Source organism: uncultured Deefgea sp., from assembly GCF_947072475.1.
GTDB lineage: Bacteria > Pseudomonadota > Gammaproteobacteria > Burkholderiales > Chitinibacteraceae > Deefgea.
Map to the genome: position 1 here is coordinate 51397 of NZ_CAMTIA010000005.1, position 22155 is coordinate 73551.

General features: G+C 48.5%; 24 protein-coding genes. 15 read left to right on the forward strand and 9 right to left on the reverse strand.

Annotated features, from left to right (window positions below):
* The first annotated feature begins 47 nt into the window (after positions 1 to 47).
* Complete coding sequence (locus tag Q0V82_RS03245; RefSeq protein WP_297572651.1) at positions 48 to 647, forward strand: gp16 family protein; 600 nt, start codon at positions 48 to 50, stop codon at positions 645 to 647.
* On the forward strand, positions 644 to 1000 hold the full coding sequence (locus tag Q0V82_RS03250) for a Mor transcription activator family protein (RefSeq protein ID WP_297572653.1): 357 nt from the start codon (positions 644 to 646) through the stop codon (positions 998 to 1000). The genes Q0V82_RS03245 and Q0V82_RS03250 overlap by 4 nt, the downstream gene beginning before the upstream one ends.
* Before the next feature lie 144 nt (positions 1001 to 1144).
* Here Q0V82_RS03250 and Q0V82_RS03255 read toward each other — a convergent pair whose 3' ends face one another.
* Entirely contained in the window at positions 1145 to 1798 is a 654-nt protein-coding gene (locus Q0V82_RS03255) for an aminotransferase class I/II-fold pyridoxal phosphate-dependent enzyme (protein WP_297572655.1), read from the reverse strand.
* A gap of 177 nt (positions 1799 to 1975) precedes the next feature.
* Between Q0V82_RS03255 and Q0V82_RS03260 the strand changes: the two genes are divergently transcribed.
* The 4 genes from Q0V82_RS03260 (at position 1976) to Q0V82_RS03275 (ending at position 4355) form a co-directional block, all read left to right on the forward strand.
* Positions 1976 to 2389: a hypothetical protein gene (locus Q0V82_RS03260; protein WP_297572657.1), complete on the forward strand. Its 414-nt coding sequence runs from the start codon at positions 1976 to 1978 to the stop codon at positions 2387 to 2389.
* Positions 2390 to 2442: 53 nt separating this feature from the next.
* On the forward strand, positions 2443 to 2880 hold the full coding sequence (locus tag Q0V82_RS03265; RefSeq protein ID WP_297572659.1) for a rhodanese-like domain-containing protein: 438 nt from the start codon (positions 2443 to 2445) through the stop codon (positions 2878 to 2880).
* A 1-nt stretch (position 2881) separates the two neighbouring features.
* Positions 2882 to 3475 carry an FMN-binding negative transcriptional regulator gene (locus Q0V82_RS03270; RefSeq protein ID WP_297572661.1) on the forward strand — a complete coding sequence of 198 codons (594 nt, stop codon included), beginning with the start codon at positions 2882 to 2884 and terminating at the stop codon, positions 3473 to 3475.
* A 157-nt stretch (positions 3476 to 3632) separates the two neighbouring features.
* Complete coding sequence (locus tag Q0V82_RS03275; protein ID WP_297572663.1) at positions 3633 to 4355, forward strand: GNAT family N-acetyltransferase; 723 nt, start codon at positions 3633 to 3635, stop codon at positions 4353 to 4355.
* A 163-nt stretch (positions 4356 to 4518) separates the two neighbouring features.
* Here Q0V82_RS03275 and Q0V82_RS03280 read toward each other — a convergent pair whose 3' ends face one another.
* Together Q0V82_RS03280 and Q0V82_RS03285 are read right to left on the reverse strand one after the other, a co-directional pair.
* Positions 4519 to 5343, reverse strand: a complete 825-nt coding sequence (locus Q0V82_RS03280; RefSeq protein ID WP_297572664.1) for an undecaprenyl-diphosphate phosphatase — start codon at positions 5341 to 5343, stop codon at positions 4519 to 4521.
* A 540-nt stretch (positions 5344 to 5883) separates the two neighbouring features.
* The gene (locus Q0V82_RS03285) at positions 5884 to 6321 is read right to left on the reverse strand and encodes a DciA family protein (protein WP_226764549.1); all 438 of its coding nucleotides are present in this window, start codon (positions 6319 to 6321) and stop codon (positions 5884 to 5886) included.
* 14 nt (positions 6322 to 6335) lie between these two features.
* Here Q0V82_RS03285 and Q0V82_RS03290 point away from each other — a divergent pair, with 14 nt between their 5' ends.
* The 3 genes from Q0V82_RS03290 (at position 6336) to Q0V82_RS03300 (ending at position 11526) form a co-directional block, all read left to right on the forward strand.
* Positions 6336 to 7214, forward strand: coding sequence for a M23 family metallopeptidase (locus Q0V82_RS03290; protein ID WP_297572668.1), 879 nt, complete (start codon positions 6336 to 6338; stop codon positions 7212 to 7214).
* 128 nt (positions 7215 to 7342) lie between these two features.
* The gene (secA, locus tag Q0V82_RS03295; protein ID WP_297572670.1) at positions 7343 to 10084 is read left to right on the forward strand and encodes a preprotein translocase subunit SecA; all 2742 of its coding nucleotides are present in this window, start codon (positions 7343 to 7345) and stop codon (positions 10082 to 10084) included.
* A 452-nt stretch (positions 10085 to 10536) separates the two neighbouring features.
* A complete protein-coding gene (locus Q0V82_RS03300) occupies positions 10537 to 11526 on the forward strand; it encodes a hypothetical protein (RefSeq protein ID WP_297572672.1) in 990 nt (329 codons plus the stop codon).
* A gap of 158 nt (positions 11527 to 11684) precedes the next feature.
* Here the strand turns inward: Q0V82_RS03300 and Q0V82_RS03305 are convergent, their stop codons facing one another.
* Positions 11685 to 11852 carry a hypothetical protein gene (locus tag Q0V82_RS03305; RefSeq protein WP_297572673.1) on the reverse strand — a complete coding sequence of 56 codons (168 nt, stop codon included), beginning with the start codon at positions 11850 to 11852 and terminating at the stop codon, positions 11685 to 11687.
* Positions 11853 to 11876: 24 nt separating this feature from the next.
* On the opposite strand from Q0V82_RS03305, the gene Q0V82_RS03310 reads away from it, so the two are divergent.
* Positions 11877 to 12512: a LysE family translocator gene (locus Q0V82_RS03310; RefSeq protein WP_297572674.1), complete on the forward strand. Its 636-nt coding sequence runs from the start codon at positions 11877 to 11879 to the stop codon at positions 12510 to 12512.
* A 30-nt stretch (positions 12513 to 12542) separates the two neighbouring features.
* Here Q0V82_RS03310 and Q0V82_RS03315 read toward each other — a convergent pair whose 3' ends face one another.
* Positions 12543 to 13403, reverse strand: a complete 861-nt coding sequence (locus Q0V82_RS03315) for a lipid A biosynthesis lauroyl acyltransferase (protein ID WP_297572676.1) — start codon at positions 13401 to 13403, stop codon at positions 12543 to 12545.
* A 129-nt stretch (positions 13404 to 13532) separates the two neighbouring features.
* The gene (locus tag Q0V82_RS03320) at positions 13533 to 14408 is read right to left on the reverse strand and encodes a lysophospholipid acyltransferase family protein (protein WP_297572678.1); all 876 of its coding nucleotides are present in this window, start codon (positions 14406 to 14408) and stop codon (positions 13533 to 13535) included.
* Between the two features lie 83 nt (positions 14409 to 14491).
* Between Q0V82_RS03320 and metK the strand changes: the two genes are divergently transcribed.
* From metK to ahcY, 3 genes are all read left to right on the forward strand, one after another.
* Positions 14492 to 15664 (forward strand): methionine adenosyltransferase, encoded by a 1173-nt coding sequence (gene metK / locus Q0V82_RS03325; RefSeq protein WP_226764555.1) that lies wholly within the window; start codon positions 14492 to 14494, stop codon positions 15662 to 15664.
* A 72-nt stretch (positions 15665 to 15736) separates the two neighbouring features.
* On the forward strand, positions 15737 to 16144 hold the full coding sequence (locus tag Q0V82_RS03330) for a hypothetical protein (protein WP_297572679.1): 408 nt from the start codon (positions 15737 to 15739) through the stop codon (positions 16142 to 16144).
* 194 nt (positions 16145 to 16338) lie between these two features.
* Positions 16339 to 17754: an adenosylhomocysteinase gene (gene ahcY / locus Q0V82_RS03335; protein ID WP_297572681.1), complete on the forward strand. Its 1416-nt coding sequence runs from the start codon at positions 16339 to 16341 to the stop codon at positions 17752 to 17754.
* 60 nt (positions 17755 to 17814) lie between these two features.
* On the opposite strand, the gene Q0V82_RS03340 is transcribed toward ahcY, so the two are convergent.
* From Q0V82_RS03340 to rsmD, 3 genes are all read right to left on the reverse strand, one after another.
* Positions 17815 to 18903, reverse strand: coding sequence for a hypothetical protein (locus Q0V82_RS03340; protein ID WP_297572682.1), 1089 nt, complete (start codon positions 18901 to 18903; stop codon positions 17815 to 17817).
* Between the two features lie 169 nt (positions 18904 to 19072).
* Positions 19073 to 19324, reverse strand: coding sequence for a YfhL family 4Fe-4S dicluster ferredoxin (locus Q0V82_RS03345; RefSeq protein WP_173532981.1), 252 nt, complete (start codon positions 19322 to 19324; stop codon positions 19073 to 19075).
* 106 nt (positions 19325 to 19430) lie between these two features.
* Positions 19431 to 19985: a 16S rRNA (guanine(966)-N(2))-methyltransferase RsmD gene (gene rsmD / locus Q0V82_RS03350; RefSeq protein ID WP_297572686.1), complete on the reverse strand. Its 555-nt coding sequence runs from the start codon at positions 19983 to 19985 to the stop codon at positions 19431 to 19433.
* 67 nt (positions 19986 to 20052) lie between these two features.
* Between rsmD and ftsY the strand changes: the two genes are divergently transcribed.
* On the forward strand, positions 20053 to 21285 hold the full coding sequence (ftsY, locus tag Q0V82_RS03355; RefSeq protein ID WP_297572688.1) for a signal recognition particle-docking protein FtsY: 1233 nt from the start codon (positions 20053 to 20055) through the stop codon (positions 21283 to 21285).
* Between the two features lie 205 nt (positions 21286 to 21490).
* The gene (gene ftsE / locus Q0V82_RS03360) at positions 21491 to 22144 is read left to right on the forward strand and encodes a cell division ATP-binding protein FtsE (RefSeq protein ID WP_297572690.1); all 654 of its coding nucleotides are present in this window, start codon (positions 21491 to 21493) and stop codon (positions 22142 to 22144) included.
* Positions 22145 to 22155: the final 11 nt, after the last annotated feature.

Sequence of the window (22155 nt, forward strand, 5' to 3'; positions counted from 1 at the left end):
TATATGTAGTGGTTTGCGCGATGCGATTTAGCCCACAAGGAACCCATATGGCCAGCAATGCCCACCTCGCCAAAATTCATATCGCCAAGAAACAATTGGCGATGGATGATGAGACTTATCGCGCCATGTTGACTAGCGTGGCTGGTGTTGAATCCAGCAAGAATCTCACTGTGCCACTGGCGATGAAGGTACTGGCGCATCTTGAGCGTTGTGGCTTCAAAGCCAAACCACCGACAAAAGCGAAAACACGAGTTTTGGCTGACGACGCGCAATCGAAAATGATTCGCGGCTTGTGGATTGAGCTGGCCGACATGGAAATCGTGCGCAATTCATCTGAGGCGGCTTTAGCTGGATTTGTGAAACGGATGACGAAGGTCGATGCGCTGCAATGGCTATCGAGCAAACAGGCCAGCCAGGTGATTGAGCATTTGAAAGAATGGCTGGATCGCGTGAACACACAACGCAAAGCGCAATTGCTGGCTGCTCTGGCTCTGCCAGTTGCGGTGGGTATTGAGGCCGTCGTTTATCAACACCAGCAGTTACAAGCTGCCATTACTCGTACTCTGGGACGTGCCGTAGATTTATCGGCGCTAACGGAAACTGACTTCAAACGTGTCTTGCAGGCGCATACTAAGGTGAAAGAATGAGCAAGCGCGAATTCAAAAGTAAGGGTCCTGAATTATTAGCCGACTTGGCTGCACATACGGCGGCGATCTCGATTGAATTATTAAATCTGGACCAGGATGCGGCCGAGCAGCTGGGTACTGAATTGGCGGAGCGCATGGCTGGCCATTGGGGCGGTCAGAACTTATATTTCCCAATGGGCTTGTCGTTGCAACTCACCAAACGCGACAATCAGATTTACGCAGAATTTGATGGCATGAATCACAGCGATTTGGCACGCAAGTACAGTGTTTCAGTGCAGTGGATCTATAAGATTGTCAAAGCGGTGCGGCGTGCGGAAATGGCTCGACGCCAAGAGGATCTTTTTCAAGAGTAGTGAGCTGTGCAACGTGATTTTTTGCCGAAATTATCGTTGCACAGAATGAAACGTTTTTGCAGTAACCATTCCAGAATATCCCACCTCGTTGTGCCTTATCCCGAAATTATCGTGCATACTCCCTAACACTTATCTCACACCCCCTCACAAATAACCGGGCTCTTCGAGCCACACGCTGTCATTCGGATCGATCAGTAGTTGGGCAATTAATTGCAGTGCTTGCTGTGAGCTGGTTAGCACTAAAATTTGCGCCGCATCACAAACTACGCCACGCGATTGCGCCAAATAGCCGGCAATGGCTTCGCGTAGTTCGGGTAGACCTTGCGAATCGCCATAACGCATCAAGCGCTCGCCGTCTTTTTTCCAGCGTTGTTGCGTCATTTTGCCCCACAGCTCGCGGGGAAAAGCAGCGGGGTCGGGCTGGCCCGCAGTAAAAGCTTGAAATGGCGAGGTGGCATCGCGGCAAGTGCCCGCCTCAACCATCATTTGCCCGCGTTGTGATAAGCCAGCGGCCGTTTTGCGTGGGCGAGGTTTGTTAGGCTGTGCGGCAATCGCGACAAAACTACCAACGCCCACTTGGCGATGCAGATAGCCTTCGGCTTCTAATTGCGAAAAAGCCAGCTCAACCGTGCTGCGTGAAATCGCCAAATCTGCCGCCAACACTCGGCTGGCCGGTAGCTTACTCCCCAATGGCAAATGCCCCGCTAAAATCGCTTTGCGTAAAGTTCGCGATAATTGCGCATACAGTGCTAAATCAGGCTGCGACTCGGCAGCAAATAAAGTGGGCAATGCGGACATTGGTCTGGCCTAGTTGTAGAAATTGGTCTGTAGAAAAAGACCATTATGCCGTTATAGTCAATTTCTTGGGTAGTTTGGTCAGCAGCAGTGTAGATTTCTTGACTTGAATCTGAATTTTGGCAGCTTTGATCGCAGCGCTAGTTGGTGCTTGCGAGTGATTTTATTAAAGGAATCAGCATGCGGGATGTTTTATTGTTGGTGCATTTTTTGGGTTTGGTGCTTGGGGTTGGCTCTGGCTTTGCGTTGTTTTTTATCGGCTATTTGGCGCAGCGTTGGCCAGCAGAGGCGCGGCGCGAGACGATGTTGCGCTTGTTTGCGCTGCGCTATGCCTCGTATGTTGGTTTATTGCTGTTAGTGCTTTCGGGCGGCGCTTTATTGCGACCTTACACCGCACATTTAGCGCAGATGCCATGGTTGTGGTTTAAAGCGATTGCGGTGACGGTGATTGTGATTTGCGCCGTGCTCGGTATTTGGCGGATGCGGCAAGTGCCGCAGCAACCGGCGGCGTTATTGCGCTTGCCGATACTGGGCAAAGTGAGTTTGGCCGCCAGTGTGTTGGCGATTTTGGCTGCGGTGATGGCGTTTTCTTAAGGGCTGCGGTTTGCTGAGTGATTGAGTCGTAAACGATCAACGGGGAGAAAAAAATGAGTGCAGTGTTAGCCAGTGGTTTAGCAACGGCGAGTGAGTCGGCGCAGTTTTTTGCCGCGCAATTGCAGTTTCGTACTGATGCTGCGGATTTGGCGGCGGATTTAATCGCGGCAGAAGCGCGGATTGTGGTGATTGATACGCGCTCCACGGCGGCTTATCAGGCGGGGCATATTCCCGGCGCTTTGAGTGTGCCCCATCGCACGATGACTGCAGAATCGACCGCCAACTGGGATCGTCAGCAGGTGTATGTGTGTTATTGCGACGGGATAGGTTGCAATGGCTCGACATGGGGGGCGTATAAATTGGCCAAGCTGGGGTTTCAGGTCAAGGAGCTCATCGGCGGTTTGCGTTATTGGCAGCAAGATGGTTATGCCGTGGCGACAGGTGATGCTGTCGGGGTATTGATAGCTAACACAATTGATTGCGAGTGTTGATATGTATACCCCACCACATTTTGCAGTAACAGATCGCGCGCGGTTATTGCATTTAATTGCAGCGCATCCGCTGGCGAGCTTGGTGCAATCGACCAAGGACGGCTTGAGCGCCAATGTGATTCCGCTGTATTGGGTCGATGATGGCTCCGAATTGGGCGTATTGCGTGGCCATGTGGCGCGAAAAAATCCGCTATGGCAAGAGACCGATTCGGCCATTTTGGCGTTGTTTCAAGCGGGGGACGGCTATGTGTCGCCGTCATTTTATCCAAGCAAAGCCAGTGATCCACGCGTGGTGCCAACGTGGAATTACGCGCTGGTGCAGATTAAAGGCACTTTACGCGCGATGGACGATGCGGCTGAAGTTCGCGCCATTGTGTCGCAGATGACGGCGCAGCATGAAGCGGGGCGCGATCGGCCTTGGCATATCGACGAAGCCCCGGCTGACTTTATCCAAAAAATGTTGGCGGCGATTGTGGGCATCGAAATCAAAATTGAACAAATTAGCGGTAAATTTAAGCTCAGCCAAAATCAAAGCGCAGAAAATCAAGCCGGGATTGCCGCGCAATTGGCGGCACCTTGGGCCGTGGCTCGCTGACGTTGGCTCTCCACGCGGGATCGATTTTCGCTGCGACTCCGTGTTGTAGCAAGCTCACATAGAATGACTATGCATCGCTTACTACGCCTTGATTCGCCGCGAAAAGCACGTAAGCAGCGGCGGAAAACCAAACATCAACAGACCCTAGGAGTCATCGATGCCAATCAATGAATTTAATCAGCCGGTGGGTGACATCGTTGCCAATTGGCAGGGCGCGCCTTTTCCGCCGTGGCGGGTGTTGCAAGGTTGGGGTTGCCGCGTTGAGCCACTTGACGCGGCGCAACATGCCGCCAGTTTATGGCAGGCATTTAGCGCTGATAGTGGCGCATTATGGACGTATTTTAGTGCCGGGCCGTATGCCGATTTGGCGGCGTTTCAGCATGAATTAAGCCAGCGTGCACAGCAGTCAGACCCGCAGTATTACGCGATTGTTGATGCGCAATCGGGCGCGGCCTTGGGTTTGGCGGCGTATTTGCGGATTGCGCCAGCCGCAGGCTCGATTGAAGTCGGCTGGCTGCATTTTTCACCAGCGTTACAAGGCACACGTTTGGCCACTGCGGCGATGGCGCTATTGATGCAAAACGCTTTTGCTCTGGGCTATCGGCGCTATGAATGGAAGTGCAATGCGCTCAATGCGCCATCACGGCGAGCCGCGCAGCGTTTAGGCTTTAGCTTTGAAGGGGTTTTTCGGCAAGCCACCGTGAATAAAGGCCGCAATCGAGATACGGCGTGGTTTTCAGTGATCGACGCCGAATGGCCGGCTTTATCGGCGGTGTTCACGGCTTGGTTAAATGACGACAATTTTGCAGCCAATGGCCAGCAAAAACAGTCTTTATCCACGCTGACTTTGCCCTTCGTTGCTCAGCGAGATCCGGGCTGATTGTTGTTTGTCTTGAAGACCTTTGCCGGGGAATAGATCAGCTTGGGTTTGTTCCGTCATGCATAAAAAATCCCGCCAAGATCGGCGGGATGATTTTGAAATCTATCTAGGGTATTGCGTTACAGATCAATATTTATATTGCCTGTAAATCAATACCTATCCATTAAGCCGTCCAGTTCACCAAGCCAAAATACCACGTGCCCAGTACGACTAAGCCAAAGGCGATGCGATACCAGGCGAAGATGATAAAGGTATGCGTAGAGATGAATTTGATTAAGGCGCGAATCGCGATAAAGGCGAAGACAAAGGACGCCAAAAAGCCCACGGCAAACACACCAAAGTCGTCCATGCTCAGCGCGTTGCGGTGTTTGAGCAGGCTATAAATCGACGCCGCACCGAGCGTAGGTATCCCCAAAAAGAACGAGAATTCAGTCGCCGCTTTGCGCGATAGGCCTAAAAACATGCCGCCAATAATCGTTGCGCCCGAACGGCTGGTGCCGGGAATCAAGGCCAAGCATTGGCAAAGACCGACTTTGATGGCGTCTTTGAGGCTGATGTCGTCCACCGTGGCAACGCTGATGTTATGTTGGCGTTTTTCGGCCCATAAAATAATCAAACCGCCAATGATAAACATGCTGGCAACGGGAATCGGTTGAAATAAATAGGCTTTAATCGTTTTGCTAAATAACAAACCCAAGATGGCGGCAGGAATAAAGGCAATGATGACGCCTAAGAATAAATTACGCTCATTGCCCGGGCGCTGAATGCCCGATAGCGTGGTGCAGAGTTTGGCGCGGTATTCCCATATGACGGCCATCATCGCGCCAAGTTGGATGAAGATGCCATAAACGTCGCGTTTTTCTTTGCTCAAAAAATTGAGCATATCGCCAGTTAAAATCAAATGACCGGTCGATGAGATTGGGAGGAATTCGGTAATCCCTTCAACCAAACCCATAATGAGGGAATGAAATAATAAAATCGGATCCATGCTGGCTGGCGCTCGGTGGGTTGATAGATGGGGTGGGATTATAAGCGGCTGCGGGGTGGATATTGTGATTTTCTGGTAAAAATATCGCAGCCAGCGTTTTTTGTTCGCTTTGATTGTGCTGGGTGATTTGGGCGGACTGCCGGTTTTAACTGGGCGAAGCGGACTTGAGATTTGCGGCTAAAGGTTTCAATAGTCTTTGTTAATATTTACACCAGACTTGTGAAAGTCTGCCTTCGCCCCCAGTTTTGATGGGGAGTGTGCAATGTGTAAATGCATTTTGTTCACCTCCTCCCTGATTTTACCGGGCACCTTGGGTGCCCGTTTTTTTTGCCTGATCGATCACCATTCAGGACATCATCCGGTACGGCAGAAAACGGCGGTAGACACGCATTTCGTTTGACTTAGCTCAGCGAAGCTGGAGGCGATCAAATCGCCGTTCTTTCCTCTTTTCTTTGGTGACACAAAAAAAAGGGTCGCGCTCGCGTACTGCGGCTGTAAATGGATGTTGCCGCAGACACTTAAAAATCAGACCCGCAGATGTTAGCGGCGATGATGTTTGAGCAGGCTCGCCAGTGCGGCTTTGAGTGCGGGATCATCGACTTTTTGACTGAGCTCATCAATCGCTGTTTGCGCTGCCTCAGGTATTTGTAAGTTCTTGGTTTGAATCGGGTTTCCATGTTGTAATGCAACTTGCACCTTGGGCTTAATTGCGGTAGCGTGCCAACCGGCCATCTCGAGTGCGCGCAAAATATCCGGCGCAGCTTGCCGTAGCCGAGTTCCGGCGGCGCTAAAGGGTACGGCAATCATCAGCTCAGTGCCCGCCCAAGCCACGCCTTGGCAAACATTGGCCACCTCCGGCGGCAGCGCGCCGCGAACAATGTCCAAAATTTGATTGAGTGTATCGACCTGTTGCACCAAGCGTTTGAGTTGAAAATCACGATGGAGCAAGCGGTCAAATGAGGGGTTTTTATGATACATAAGCAGCACATCGTATGAATATCATTGTGGTTTCCAGTCGTCTTGATAAAGCGATTTCACTGGGGCAGCGAGAGCTGTTGGCTCTAGGTTTAATTTTAACGCTATTAGTCGGTGCTGCGGCATTTGGTTTAGGCATGCTGTTTGCGCCTAATCGCGTCGAGCCCTTATTGCGCTTAATGCCGGGCCAGCACGCTAGGCAGGGTGAAATCGACGCTTTGGCGGTGCAAGTGGGTGAGTTACAAGCCAAGTTAACGCGTTTGGATGGTTTGGCGGCGCGAGTGGGAGACAAAACCGGTATTGATGTGCAACCGTTTTTAAGTCGCAATGCTGTGCCGCAAGGCGGCTTGGCCGCGCGCGGCCCATCGTTTTCTGTGCCGGGTTTGGCGCAAGTTTTAGAACAAACTGCGGGCAAAATGTCGGCGCTGATTGATCAGCTGACTTTGGCTGAGGCGGTGTTGTTAACGCCAAATTCAGCGCACTTACCCCGGCATTCCCCGATGCTGGCGCCACCGCAATCATCGAGCTTTGGTTGGCGAGTGGATCCATTTAATGGCTCGCAAGTGTTTCATGAAGGGGTGGATTTTCAGGGTGAAACCGGCTCGTCAGTGAGTGCCGCCGCGACAGGCAAGGTGGTGTATGCGGCTTACCACCCTCAGTATGGTAATATGGTCGAGCTCGATCATGGCAATGACTTAACCAGTCGTTACGCGCATGGCAGTCGCTTGATGGTGAAGGCTGGGGATACGGTAAAGGTGGGCGAGCCAGTGATTTTATTGGGTAGCACGGGTCGATCAACAGGGCCACATTTGCATTTTGAAATCCGCTATCGTGGCGTTGCACAAAATCCGCTGCGTTTTATCGACCCTAAGTCATCTGCATTGGCGCAAAAATAAGGCCAGACATCAAAGTCTAGCTTGAAATTTTGTAAGCCTGCAACCATATAGCCCTAATAGCTGGATAAAACGCCGATGTATTTATTTATAACTAAAGTCTGCAAAAGACCAAACGCTGGTAGCACAAGATGATTTCAACTCTGCTTAAAAAAGTTTTCGGAAGCCGTAACGACCGTTTGCTCAAACAATACGGTGTCATCGTAAAGCAGATTAATGCGCTTGAGCCGCAGATGGTGGCTTTGTCGGATGAGGCGCTGCGCGCAAAAACGGATGAATTTAAGGCGCGTTTGGCAAAAGGCGAAACCTTAGATCAAATTCTGCCCGAAGCTTTTGCGGTGTGCCGAGAAGGTGCGAAGCGCAGTTTAGGTTTACGTCATTTTGATGTTCAGCTCATTGGTGGCTTGGTTCAGCATCAAGGCAAGATTTCCGAAATGCGTACCGGTGAAGGTAAAACGCTGGTCGCCACGTTGGCCGCGTATTTAAATGCATTGTCGGGCAAAGGCGTTCACGTGATTACCGTGAATGATTATTTGGCCAAGCGTGACCGCGATACGATGGCGAAGCTATTTGAATTTTTAGGCATGTCGTGTGGTGTTAATTTGGGCCAAATGGCGCATGAAGACAAAAAAGCCGCTTACGAATCTGATATCACTTACGGCACGAATAACGAATTTGGTTTTGATTATCTGCGCGACAATATGGTGTTTACACCGGCGGAGCGGGTGCAACGTGGTTTGAACTTTGCCATTGTCGATGAAGTGGATTCGATTTTGATCGACGAAGCGCGTACGCCGTTGATTATCTCGGGCCCAGCTGACGACAATACCGATTTGTATTTGGCAATGAATGGCATTCCAGCACAATTGATCGCGCAAACGGCTGAAGACGGCGAAGGCGATTATTGGGTTGATGAAAAAGCCCATTCAGTGATGATGTCTGAATCTGGCCATGAGAAAGTCGAAGCGATTTTGGGCGAAATGGATTTATTGCCGGTTGGCGAAAGCTTGTATGGCGCCGCCAATATTAATTTAATTCATCATTTGAATGCGGCATTGCGCGCTCACACCTTGTTTGTCAAAGACCAGCACTATGTGGTGATGGATGGCGATGTAATTATCGTTGACGAACATACTGGCCGTTTGATGTCGGGTCGTCGTTGGTCTGAAGGCTTGCATCAAGCCGTTGAAGCTAAAGAAGGCGTTGAAATCCAGCAAGAAAACCAAACGCTGGCCACCATTACCTTACAAAATTACTTCCGTATGTACGCCAAGTTATCGGGTATGACCGGGACCGCTGATACTGAAGCGTATGAATTCCAGCAAATTTATGGTTTGGAAACCGTGATTATTCCAACCAATCGGGATATGTTGCGCGATGATCGACAAGATCAAGTATTTAAAACCGCGAATGAAAAATACAAAGCCATTATCACTGATATTAAAGGCTGCGCCGAGCGCGGTCAGCCAACGTTGGTGGGTACCACATCGATTGAGCAATCGGAATTACTCTCGGGTATTTTAACTGCCGATGGCATTGCCCATAATGTGTTGAATGCCAAACACCATGCCAAAGAAGCGCAAATTGTCGCGCAAGCCGGTAGCTCAGGCCAAGTAACGATTGCCACCAATATGGCCGGTCGTGGTACTGATATTGTGCTCGGCGGTAGTATTGAGCGTGAAATCAAAGAAATCGAGCACGATGAATCACTCGATGCCGCAGCCAAAGTTGCGCAAATTGCTGCTTTGAAAGCCGAATGGCAAATTAAACACGACGCCGTGCTAGCCGCAGGTGGTTTGCACATCATCGGTACCGAGCGCCATGATTCACGCCGTATCGATAATCAATTGCGCGGTCGTTCAGGTCGTCAGGGTGATCCAGGCTCAAGCCGTTTCTACTTGTCGCTCGAAGACACGCTATTGCGTATTTTTGCTGGTGATCGCGTGGCCTACGTGATGGACAAGCTCAAAATGCCAGAAGGCGAGCCCATTGAAGCGGGGATGGTGTCGCGCGCCATTGAGTCAGCGCAACGTAAAGTCGAAGGCCGTAACTTCGATATGCGTAAACAATTGCTGGAATACGATGATGTATCCAATGAGCAACGTAAAGCCATTTATGGCCAACGTAATGAAATTCTAGAAAGCGAAGAAGTATCCGCAACGATTAACGCGATGCGCGATAGCGCGATTGCCGATATGTTTGATCAATATATTCCACCGAACTCGATGGATGAGTTGTGGGATGCGGCTGGTTTGCAAGCGGCCTTGGCTGAAATGCAAATCGAAGCGGATATCGCCGGCTGGGTGGCCAATGAAACCACCTTGACCATTGATGAGATGAAAACGCGCGTCTTGGCCGCAGCAAAAACCGCTTACGATAGTAAAGTTGAACAAGCCGGTGAAACCAACTTCCGTCATTTTGAACGCTCGGTGTTGTTGCAGCACGTTGATCAGCAATGGCGCGATCATTTGTCCGCGCTGGATCATTTGCGTCAAGGGATTCATTTGCGCGGTTACGCACAAAAAAATCCGAAGCAAGAATACAAACGTGAAGCGTTTGAATTGTTCTCTAGCTTGCTCGATTCAATTAAGCGCAATGTGTTGAAAGTGATTATGACGGTGCAAATTCGTGGCCCAGAAGATGTGCCTGAAGTGCAGCAGCATGAAGTGCCAGAATCAGCGATGCAATTTTCGCACGAAGCATTAGAAGAAATTCTAGCCAGCGGCGACGAAGAACAAATTCGCGAAGCTTTAATGGCGGCGATGCAAGAAGAGAGTGGGGTAAAAATCCAATTCTCAGGCGTTGGCCGTAATGATGCTTGCCCGTGTGGTTCAGGCAAAAAATACAAACATTGTCATGGCCAATTAGCTTAAGCCATTGATGTAAAAAATCCCGCGTTTATCGCGGGATTTTTTTTGCGCTAAAAATCTGTATTTAAATTGGATTAAATATTCGGGATTAAAAATAAAAATTGACCTTGCGAAAGTGGTCGTTTTTAATCGCCGTGGTATTTATATTGCATGTTTTAGTATGGGTCTGGATTTAGTGCGGAATCTTGTTCAATTTATCCACCCAAACTCATCGAACGTCGCCACCGAGCTTACCAATTTAGCCACAGCCAAACTTGGATTGCAGCCCACTTTGATTTACGGGTTTAAACTCTACGACAGGCAGCAGTCTGCCATAAGCGGAAATTGAATTGTAGGTTGGCGCTGAGCTTGCGAAGCCCAACAATCGCGGTAAACGTTGGGCTGCATTTCATTTAGCCCAACCTACGCACTAATAAAAAATAACCAATAATTATTTACAGCTATAGAGATGGAAAATGAGTGACTCAGAAAGTGTTTCAATTAATCTTACAGCACTAGAAAATTTATATGGAAGCCAAGAGTACTCTGTAGAGTTGAGTGTTACAAACATATCAGGAAAACCAATTTCTAACCTACAAGTAGCAAACACCCTTTCGGCTGGTAGAGAGCTTGTTTTAAGTGACATTCTTAACGCCTCTAATTTGAATGAGTTAGAAGACAAAAAAAGAACACTTATAAAAGAGCTTGAAAGCGCAGTGGAAAGCGCTTATGGCCGACATCGAAGAAAAAACCAAAAAATTTCTGAAGTAATAGCTCTGTCTATAGTTGAAGCTGTCGACTTTTATGCCTCAATTTTTTCAAAGCGACGGTTTCAAGCAACAACTCCATATTGGGCTGAGGAAGCTTTTAAAATTGATGAGTGGGAGGATGTTGAGAGGCTTGAGGAAGAGGTAATTAGTTTAGTAACAGATGATTCATTTTTAGTAAAAGCATACGCAATTAATAAAGGAAAATTAAGAAGAGTATTGGCAAAGCTAGAAGAAGAACAGGTCAAAGCATTCTCTAGAGGCACTTCACTTCCTGTTGGAAGTACAATTACATTTCCTTTTTCCTTCCGAGCGCCTCATCTTCTTCGTCAGAAAAGTATGGATTTGTCATTCAAGATTTCATATAAGGTTGATGATGATGCAATTCATGTTCGTTCAAAAACAACAAGAACTTCATTTTATCCTTCAGGTTTTGCTGTCCCAACAGGGGGAATGCTAGGAGCAGTACTAGGCTATGCAATTAAAAACACATTGATTTCAGAAAAAGTATTATCAATGGATTGGAAGATTTTTTCAGGTAGTATAATTTTAGGTTTGGTTATTAGTCTAATTGCGGCTCGAAAGCCAGATTCATCTCAAGCAATAACAGTTGAAGACTTCACTGGCGGCCTCATAATAGGAGCTTTAGCAGGACTCTATTCAACGAATATTTTGACAAAATTAGAGGGATTGATTTAAACCATCTTAAAAACGTCCTTCCAACATAATTATGTTACTTCTAGCTTAATATCAGATAGTTTTTATGAGAAAATTTTTCAATAAAATTATTATCTAAAATAGAGCACTGAGCTTAGCGTTATATATTATATGAGGGCATTAATAATGCATCCCCATTATTAACCGGCCACTGAACGGCAGCCCACTTTCGTTCCTGCCACTCGTGACGAATCCGGCTGAGCGTCTGCAACGGGTCGGGTGCTGCCGCTCAACTCACTGGATAAATTCGTGAGCGTGGGTGGCGGTATCCAATAAGAACGGGTGGATAAATTGATAAGAATCTGCATTTAGAAATCGACAAAGGTAAATGAATGTTTGGTATTCATGATTTAGGCTTGTTTATGATTTCGGGTTTATTGCTCAATATGGCACCGGGCCCTGATTCATTATTAATCGTCACGCGTAGTGCGGCGCAAGGCTGGCGCGCAGGCTCAGCTGCAGCATTGGGAATTGGTAGCGGTACGCTGATGCATATTATTGCGGCGGCTTTAGGTTTATCTGCAATTTTAGCGACTTCGGCCACTGCATTTTCAATTGTGAAATATATCGGTGCGATTTATTTGTTGTATATCGGCGTTGGTTTATTGCTGAGTAAAACTGCGGCAGTGACAGCTGTTGTTGATGAAACTTTAGCGCCGTTATCATTACGGCGGATTTATGTGCAGGGCTTGTTGACGAATTTATTTAACCCTAAAGTCGCGATTTTCTTTTTGGCTTTTGTTCCGCAATTTATTAGCCCGCAAGCGGAAAATAAAGCCCTCGCCTTTATTATTTTGGGTTGTATTTTTAATTTAAATGGCATGCTGTGGTGCCATTTGCTTGCCGTAACCTCGGCCATGGCCAGTCAGCGTTTGCAAGCGAGCCGCGCAGTGAGTCAATGGTTAAATCGACTCATCGGTGCGCTATTTATTTCATTTGGGATTAAATTGGCCTTGGTTGACCGTTGATGCGTTTTTGTTGGGTGTATCGCGGCAGACCTAATAAAAACTCGCCTCGCCCTCAGGCCGGGTTTTAAAGCGCCGATGTAACCAATAATATTGGCTAGGGTGTTCGCGGGCGATGTCTTCGATAAATTGATTCATTCGCGTGGTGTCGGCGAGCATATCGCCGCTCGGGAAGTTCTCCCAAGCTGGGTAGTAGCGTGAGACCATATGGCCTTTGGCGATGGTGGTGATGACCGGTACGACAGCGGCATCGGTCATTTCGGCGAGTTTACCTAGCATTGGCAAGGTGGCGGTGGGGATGCCAAAGAACGGTGCAAAAATCGATTGCTGCGGCCCCATATCTTGGTCGGGCAGATAATAAAACGGCAGTTTTGATTTTAAAGTGCGAACAATCGAACGGATGCCGGCGCTACGTTTAATCAGTTGCGGATTATTGTAGCGTGAACGGATTTTAAGACTGATTTCATGAAACACACCGCGCTGCTCGGCGTACATGCTACTGCCTTGATGATCCATGATAAAACCCATACCGCCAAAATCGAGCCCTAAAAAATGCGGGACCAACATAATGATCGGCCGATCTTGAACTGCAGTGAAGTTTTCAAAGCCTTCGATATGTATCAGTCTGCGTAGCCTGTTTTTACTGCCGTGTAGCAAGATACTGTAGCCCAGTAATGTGCTGGTCATTTGAATAAAATGTTGGCGCAGCACGGCGCGGCGTTGGTTTTCTGTCCATTCCGGAAAACATAGCCGCAAATTGATGAGGCCCACTTTGCGCCGACCACTAACGACGAAAAAGAGTAGCGATCCCAATGGAATCGCAATCCATTGCATTACACGAAATGGCAGTAAATGCAGTAGCCAAAGCAGTGCGATGGTGAGTTTAAGTTTCATACTGACTCCGAGCAGCGCGTAGACAAAGTCGCGCTGAAAAATACGCTCCATCCCAAGCCGTTATTACCTGTGAGCGGCGATCGCGGCGGTGCTGATGCGTTATTTGGGATGGATTTAGATAAGTGCAAGTTACGCGGCATCGGGCGGCAAAGGAGCGCCCGCTGGGTGTTTGTAGCGACTGTAACTCCAGAAATATTGCGCTGGCACTTGGCGGATCAAGTCTTCCAGATTTTGGTTGAGGACGGTGGCGTCATGTTCAGTGTCACCATTGAGCTCGCCAACAAACGGTTGCACATGAAAACGATAGCCTTTGCCAATCCCTAGTCGCTCGACATAACACGGCAAAATAATGGCGTTGCTCGATTTTACTAATTTAGACAATAAGGTCATGGTGTAAGCAGGGCGACCAAAAAAAGGTGCCCAAACGCCTTCACCACCGCCGGGGGCTTGATCGGGCAGTAAATAAGCCACACCCCCTTGCTTGAGGGTTTTAAGCAACACGCGCACCCCAGAGGCATTGGCCGGTGCAGGTTCGGCACCACTGCGCGAGCGCGAGTAAATCATCAATGGTTCAAGATAAGCTTGTTTAGGTGGACGGTATAGCGGCGCAAGCTTTTTAGGAATTAAGCCAGCGACACATACCCCAACCATTTCTAGGGCACCTAAATGCGGAGAAACAAAAATAATCGGTCGCTCGGTTTTGAGTGCCGCTTCGACATGTTCCCAACCGGTTTTTTCGTGCACCAGCGCCAAAAGTTCAGGGATCGGCCGCATCCAGTGCGCCAACAGCTCGGTGGCGGCGATGCCGTGCTCAGGAATACTTGAGCGAAGTAATCGGGTATAATCCATACTATTTTTCGCAATCGCACTTTGAGTGAGGTTGCTACGCAGGACTTTGCGATGATGGGCACTGCCCCACCAGACAAGCCAGCCGAGCAACCAACCCAGCGCTTGTAGTAAGGGCAGCGGCAATTTAGCCAATAATTTGCAGAACGTAAGCAGCATAATTCGATGAAAACTGTGATTTAAGGCCTGATTGTAGCTGCGATTGGCTCATTTGGGGTCATGTAACCGAGGGTAATACACGAATGAAAGACTTTTTATTTACTTCTGAATCTGTTTCAGAAGGCCATCCTGATAAAGTTGCCGATCAAATTTCGGATGCAATCTTGGATGCCATTTTCACCCAAGACAAATATGCCCGCGTTGCGGCAGAGACTTTAGTCAATACCGGTTTAGTGGTTTTGGCGGGTGAAATCACCACGCATGCCAATGTCGATTACATCCAAATCGCGCGCGATACCATTAAGCGTATTGGTTATGATCATTCGGACATCGGTTTTGACTACAAAACATGTGCTGTTTTGGTGGCCTACGATAAGCAATCTCCAGACATTGCCCAAGGTGTGAATGAAGGCGAAGGCCTTGATTTAGACATGGGCGCTGGTGACCAAGGCTTGATGTTTGGTTATGCGTGCGATGAAACGGCACAATTGATGCCAGCGCCAATTTATTACGCGCATCGTTTGATGCAGCGCCAAGCTGAATTGCGTAAAGATGGCCGTTTGCCATGGTTGCGCCCGGATGCGAAATCGCAAGTGACGCTGCGTTACGATGGCGAAACCGGCAAAGTGAAAGAAGTCGATACTATCGTATTGTCGACGCAACATCATCCAGATGTATCGCACGCGCAATTGAGCGAAGCGGTGATTGAAGAAATCATCAAACCAGTGATGCCAAAAGAATGGCTAACGGCCAATACCAAATTTTTGGTGAACCCTACAGGTCGTTTTGTGATTGGCGGCCCAATGGGCGATTGTGGTTTGACCGGTCGTAAGATTATTGTCGACACCTACGGTGGCGCTGCGCCGCACGGTGGTGGTGCTTTCTCGGGTAAAGACCCAAGTAAAGTGGATCGTTCGGCCGCTTATGCCATGCGCTATGTGGCAAAAAACATCGTAGCTGCTGGCATTGCCAAGCAATGCTTGGTGCAAGTGTCATACGCCATCGGCGTGGCGCAACCAGTGTCGATCATGGTTGATACTTGGGATACCGGTGTGATTCCAAACGATCAAATCGTCGACATTATCAAAGAAAACTTTGATTTGCGTCCGAAAGGCATTATCAAAATGCTCGATTTGCTGCGCCCAATCTATAGTCGCACTGCGGCATATGGCCATTTTGGTCGTGACGAACCTGATTTTTCTTGGGAACGTACTGATAAGGTCGAACAGCTCAAAGCGGCAGCTGGCTTAAAGTGATACAAAGAGGAATTCGCACTCTGCCCATTGGGGCGAGTGCGGCGTCCTCTTTTTTTTGCTTGGAGTTTAGCGATGACCGTTATTGCGCGTTTAGTTCGTCCTGCTGAGTTAGCTGCTGTTAAAGCGTATGTCGATACCGCCCGACTGGGTGAGCCAAGCTTGGCTGATTTATTAGTTGTGGCTGAAAACGACGGTTGTTATGTCGGATTAGTTCGCTTAAGCCACGAGCGTGGCGAGTTAATATTACATGGCTTACAAGCCGATCATCCCGAAGCCCCTGCATTATTAATGCAAGATGCTTCTCGCTGGATTGCCCATCAAGCTTGCTGGGCACTGGCGCAAGCGGTGGATACCGCCCTCTTGGCTGAGCATGGTTTTATCGAGCCCAGCATCACCTGCCCTGAATTTCTGCTAGAACTAAAAGCAAGTCGCGAAACTGGCGATTGTGCATTGCAAATCTTACATAGAGCTGCAAAATAGTCTGGTGTTTCTACTGCCATCTCGCCTTCATACCTGCTGTTATTTGGGTGTACCCATTCACCTAAGCAGGTCGGTTGTCGGTTTTTCGGCGGCTGCAGCTTGACGTACTGTAATGGTATAGCCATGTAGGTCTTTATTCATAAAGGCTGCATAGCTATACCTTGGATTTGCTTTTATTTCTAAAAGGAAAACCAATGACTCAGTTTACCGATTTTAAAGTGGCCGATTTATCGCTAGCAGCATGGGGCCGTAAAGAGCTCACCATTGCCGAAACCGAAATGCCGGGTTTAATGGCGGTGCGAGATGAGTATCAGGCCCAGCAACCGCTCAAAGGGGCGCGCATTGCGGGCTCTTTACATATGACGATTCAAACTGGCGTATTGATTGAAGCCTTGCAAGCATTGGGGGCGAAGGTACGCTGGGCGTCTTGTAATATTTTCTCCACCCAAGATCATGCTGCGGCCGCAATTGCGGCGACCGATACGCCGGTATTTGCTTTTAAAGGTGAATCGCTCAGTGAGTATTGGCAATTTACTCATGAAATTTTTGATTGGCCTAACGACGCCAATGGCCAGCCACAATACGCCAATATGATTTTGGATGATGGTGGCGACGCCACTTTGTTATTGCATTTGGGCGCACGTGCCGAAAGTGATCTGAGTGTTGTCAGCCAGCCGAGTAATGCAGAAGAAACTGTCCTCTACACCGCAATTAAAGAAAAAATTAAGCGAGATCCAAAATGGTATTCAACGCGTTTGGCGGCAATTCGCGGTGTTACTGAAGAAACCACCACCGGCGTGCATCGCTTGTATCAAATGCATGAGCAAGGCAAATTGGCTTTTCCTGCGATCAATGTCAACGACTCAGTAACTAAATCCAAATTTGATAATCTATATGGCTGCCGAGAGTCCTTAGTCGACTCGATCAAGCGCGCGACCGATGTGATGGTGGCCGGTAAAGTGGCCTTGGTGCTGGGCTATGGCGATGTCGGCAAAGGTTGCGCGCAGTCGTTACGCGGCCTCGGGGCAACGGTGATGATTACCGAGATTGACCCAATTTGTGCATTACAAGCGGCGATGGAAGGGTATCGCGTGGTGACTTTGGCGGATGTGGCTGATCAAGTGGATATTTTTGTCACGACGACGGGCAATGTCAGCGTGATTGCCCATGCCGATTTACTGCGCATGCGGCACAACGCCATTGTTTGCAATATCGGTCATTTTGATTCTGAAATTGAAGTGGCCAGTTTGCGTCAATACGAATGGGACAATATCAAGCCACAAGTGGATCATGTGGTGTTTCCGGATGGGAAGCGCATCATCTTATTGGCGGAAGGCCGCTTGGTGAATTTGGGCTGTGGTACTGGTCACCCTTCATTTGTGATGAGTAATTCTTTTGCCAATCAAGTCTTGGCGCAAATCGAGCTATTCACCAAATTGGCGCAATATCCAGTTGGGGTGTATGTATTGCCCAAGCATTTGGATGAAATGGTTGCGCGTTTACATCTTAAGAAAATTGGCGCCAAACTGACTGTTTTAACCGATGAGCAGGCGGCGTACATCAATGTGCCGAAAGAAGGGCCTTATAAATCCGCGCATTATCGCTATTAAAACGCGCTTATTGAGCGGGCGACGCGGTGCTCAGCCATGTCTTGCCTGCTTTGAGCGCCGTTATTGCTGATGATGCGCTTGGTTATCGCATGAATTGGGGATGATTTCTTGCTCTACGTGTCGCAGTAAATCGCTTAACTTGCTGCTACTGAGTTGCTGGCGTTGGTTGTTACTTTTTATTTCTTCGTAAATGGCAAAGTGTTGTTGCCAATGCGTAAATTCTAAATCGGTTTGGCCACTGGCGGCGTAGCTTTTGGCTAATCCGGCATGCGCTAATTGGACTAGATATTTTGCTGGGATTTCGGTCGCGGTATCGAGTGCTTGCTGCATAAAATATTGGCTGGCATGCGTTTGCTGTTGTTCTAAATGTAGCTCACCGAGCGCAATCATATTGACGACTTTTCCCCAGTGATTACAACTGCGTGCACTGAGAGCGAGCGCCCGTTCTAATTGTTGTTTCGCCAAGTCTTGCTGACCGGCTTTGCGTAATAAATGGGCGCGATAGTAATGCAGTTCGGGTTCAAATTCACAAAATGGCAGTTCAAATAACAGCGCTTCGGCACGATCTAGTGCCAATTGGGCTGCCGTATCGTGGTTTAAATGTAATTGTGCTGCGGCAACATTGATGTGATGGCAAATATGCAGGTTTTTGTCGCTAATTTGCATCAGTAGTGGTGCTACTTTCAAGTGGGTGGCGAGGCTACTCTCTGGGTCTTCACTAATAGAAAATAGTTTGCCAAGCCCAATATAGGCACGAGCCACGCCTTCTGGCCATTGTTTGGCGATTGAGCGCTTTAAAAGTTGCAGCCATAAATCCATGGCCTTGGCGTAGTTGGCGATGTCATAGGCGACATCAGCGTGGCAATCGATGGCGGCAAGCCAGCTTTCATCATCGGCATGATATTGAGCCAATTGACTGGCCACTTCGGCCATGTGTTCTCGCACGCCTTCAGCGACGCTGGGTGTTGCGCGAAAAGCCAAGGCAATCAGTAAGGCGGCCTGTGTTTCGGCGCGAGCGTCGTTAATGCTTTGGGCGCGAAAGGTAATTAATTGAGCTAATCGAAGGGTTTCGGCAGGATCGGTATAGACCAAGGCACGTGCAATGAGGAGCATTTGCTCGATTTCGGCACGTAAATCATAAAAACCCATTCTGTTCTCCTGCGGCCTAAAACCACTGCGGCCTGAGTACAGGGTTGTGCGTTGTTAAGCAAAAATTGTCTGGTGTGATGATTTGCTGCGGGGGAAGCCGCTGAAATTTTGCGCATCATATCGCAAATAAAAAGCGGGCCTAAGCCCGCTGATCTGAAATTATTACTATTTAAGCTTGACCTGAAATAATCAAATATTTGGCTTGAAGTTCTTCTTTGCTTTCTTTATGTTCTGGGTCGAGTGGAATACAGTCAACTGGGCAAACTTGTTGGCATTGTGGCTCATCGTAATGGCCAACGCACTCAGTACATAGATTAGGGTCGATGACATAAATCTCTTCACCTTGTGAAATGGCGCTATTTGGGCATTCCGGTTCACAAACATCACAGTTAATGCATTCGTCGGTAATAATAAGTGCCATGATTGACAATTCCTTAGTAAAATAGTCAAGTATTCGATATGTGGGGGATTTTCCCACTTTCGGGCCTAAGCCACAACCCTAAGTGTTTTGTGTGGGAAAAAGTATCTTATTGGCCTGATGCACGGCACAATAATGCATATTTGACCGTACCGGCTTTGCCTTCGCGCAAAATCTCCCAATCGCTGAGCTCTGGCCATTGGGCGCATTCGATATACACCCGCGCTGTAGGGCTAAGATGCTGGGCAATTTGCGGCAAAATTTCATCGAGCAAAGTGCTGGCAAACGGAGGATCCAGTAAGACCAGATCAAACTGTTCTTGGCATCGGCTGAGGTAGTGCTCGGCAGTACTGCAAATAATCTCAATTTGATCGGCTGCGAGTAAAGCTTGATTGCTTTTGAGCGCAGCAACCACCGGTTTTGCGGCTTCGATCATCACGACTTTTTTGGCCCAGCGTGAAGCCGCTTCAAAACCGAGCGCGCCACTGCCGGAAAAAAGATCCAAACAAATCATGCCGGTGCAATCTTGCCCTAACCAGTTAAAGAGCGTTTCACGAACTCGATCAGGTGTCGGACGCAGCGCCAATGAGTCCGGAAATTTTAAAATTCGGCTTTTATATTGCCCACCAATCACCCGAACCTGATTTTTATGCTGTGCTGACATTGCCGCTCCGCGTTAAAATCTAAATAATCAACCATTTTCCTCGATTTGTAGGATCGCCGCCAACGTCATGTTTAGTTTTTTTAAAAAAAAGAAGCCGCCAGAGGCGCAAATTGTCGCAGAAATTGCGCCAGCAACCCCAATTACGGTGATTGAAACCGAGCCGCTCGCTCCAGCCTCTCTACCTGAAACCCCCGTCATCGTTGAACCGATCGCAGAAATTGAACCGATTGAACCAATTGAACCAATTGAGCCAGTTGCTGCTGCAATTGAGATCCAGCCTGCGCCAGTTGAGTCGGCGATTGAACCCTTGATTACCCAAGAAGCGGAGCCTGTACCGCATGCTGATGCATTTGTGCCGCCAATCGGTTTAGCTCAGCCGCAAGAACGGCCTAAATTATCTTGGACTGAACGCCTAAAAATGGGTTTGGCAAAAACTCGCGATAAATTAGGAAAAAGTTTAGCCAGTATTTTTGGTGGTGGCCAAATTGATGAAGAGCTTTATGAAGAGCTCGAAACCGTGTTGTTGACCGCCGATATGGGCGTCGATGCGACTCAACATTTATTAAAAGACGTTCGAGAGCGGGTGTCGCTGCGTGGTTTAAAAGATTCGGGCGAGCTTAAAGAGGCACTTAAACTCAGTCTGACTGATTTGATCCAACCGCTAGAAGTCCCGCTGGATGTATCGGGTCACAAGCCATTTATTCTGATGGTGGCTGGCGTTAACGGTGCAGGTAAAACCACCAGCATCGGTAAGTTAGCCAAGTATTTCCAATCGCAAAATTTATCGGTTTTGTTGGCGGCCGGGGATACATTCCGCGCTGCGGCGCGTGAGCAATTGGTGGTTTGGGGCGAGCGCAACGGAGTGCAAGTGATTGCGCAAGCATCGGGCGATGCCGCCGCAGTGGCGTTTGATGCGGTGAACGCGGCTAAAGCGCGTGGCATCGACGTGGTGATTGTTGATACCGCTGGACGTTTGCCGACGCAATTGCATTTGATGGAAGAAATCAAAAAAGTAAAACGCGTGGTGCAAAAAGCTGATCCGAGCGGCCCGCATGAAATTTTGCTGGTGCTGGACGCCAATACGGGGCAAAACGCTTTGGCACAAGTCAAATCGTTTGACGACGCTTTGGGTTTGACCGGTTTAGTGCTGACTAAGCTCGACGGTACTGCCAAAGGTGGCGTGATTGCGGCGATTGCCAAAAATCGCCCAGTACCGCTGCGCTTTATCGGAATTGGTGAGTCGATTGATGATTTGCGCCCATTTGTGGCAAAAGATTATATCGATGCCTTGTTTGAATAAGTGGGTATTTGCGTAGAGACTTTTTTGAATAAGCCTTATGTGCATATACCCATGTTCTCTGTATTTTTTGATGCAGAGGCGCTCGCTTTGATTTCATCCCTGAATGCATTCAGACAGTGGCTCGTTGCAGAACGAGCAATTGCTGGGGTATGAGTCAGTGGCCACAAGTCCCTTGGGTGGCTCGTTTTGAGAATGAAGGATGCAAATGATTCAATTTCAGCAGGTCAGTAAAAGCTACCCCGGTGGTTTTGATGCCATTAAAAATCTAAGTTTTGAAGTTCCCGATGGCGAGCTGGTATTTTTGGCGGGGCATTCGGGGGCGGGTAAATCGACTTTACTCAAATTAATGGCCGGGATCGAAAAACCCAGTAGCGGCGCGGTACTGCTTAATGGGCAAAATTTAGCGCGGATGAGTCGTGCTTCTTTGCCGTTTGTGCGCCGGCATATTGGGCTGATTTTTCAAGATCATAAGATTTTGTATGATCGCAATGTGTTTGATAACGTGCGCTTACCGCTAGATATTATTGGGTTCGATCATATGGAGGGTCGCCGCCGCGTCTTGGCAGCGCTGGATAAAGTGGGTTTGGCGGGTAAAGAAAAGCTCAATCCCGTGTCGCTATCAGGGGGTGAACAGCAGCGTTTATGTATTGCGCGCGCGGTGGTGCATCGGCCGTCGATTTTGCTGGCCGATGAGCCAACGGCGAATCTAGATAGTGATTATGCGCATGATATTTTGGAATTATTTAAATCGTTTCATCAAGTCGGGGTCACGATTTTGATTTCGGCGCATGATGAATCGTTGATGATGGATTATGGTCGACGCATTTTGCGACTCAAACATGGGCAGTTTTGCGCTTAAATTCGGCAAAG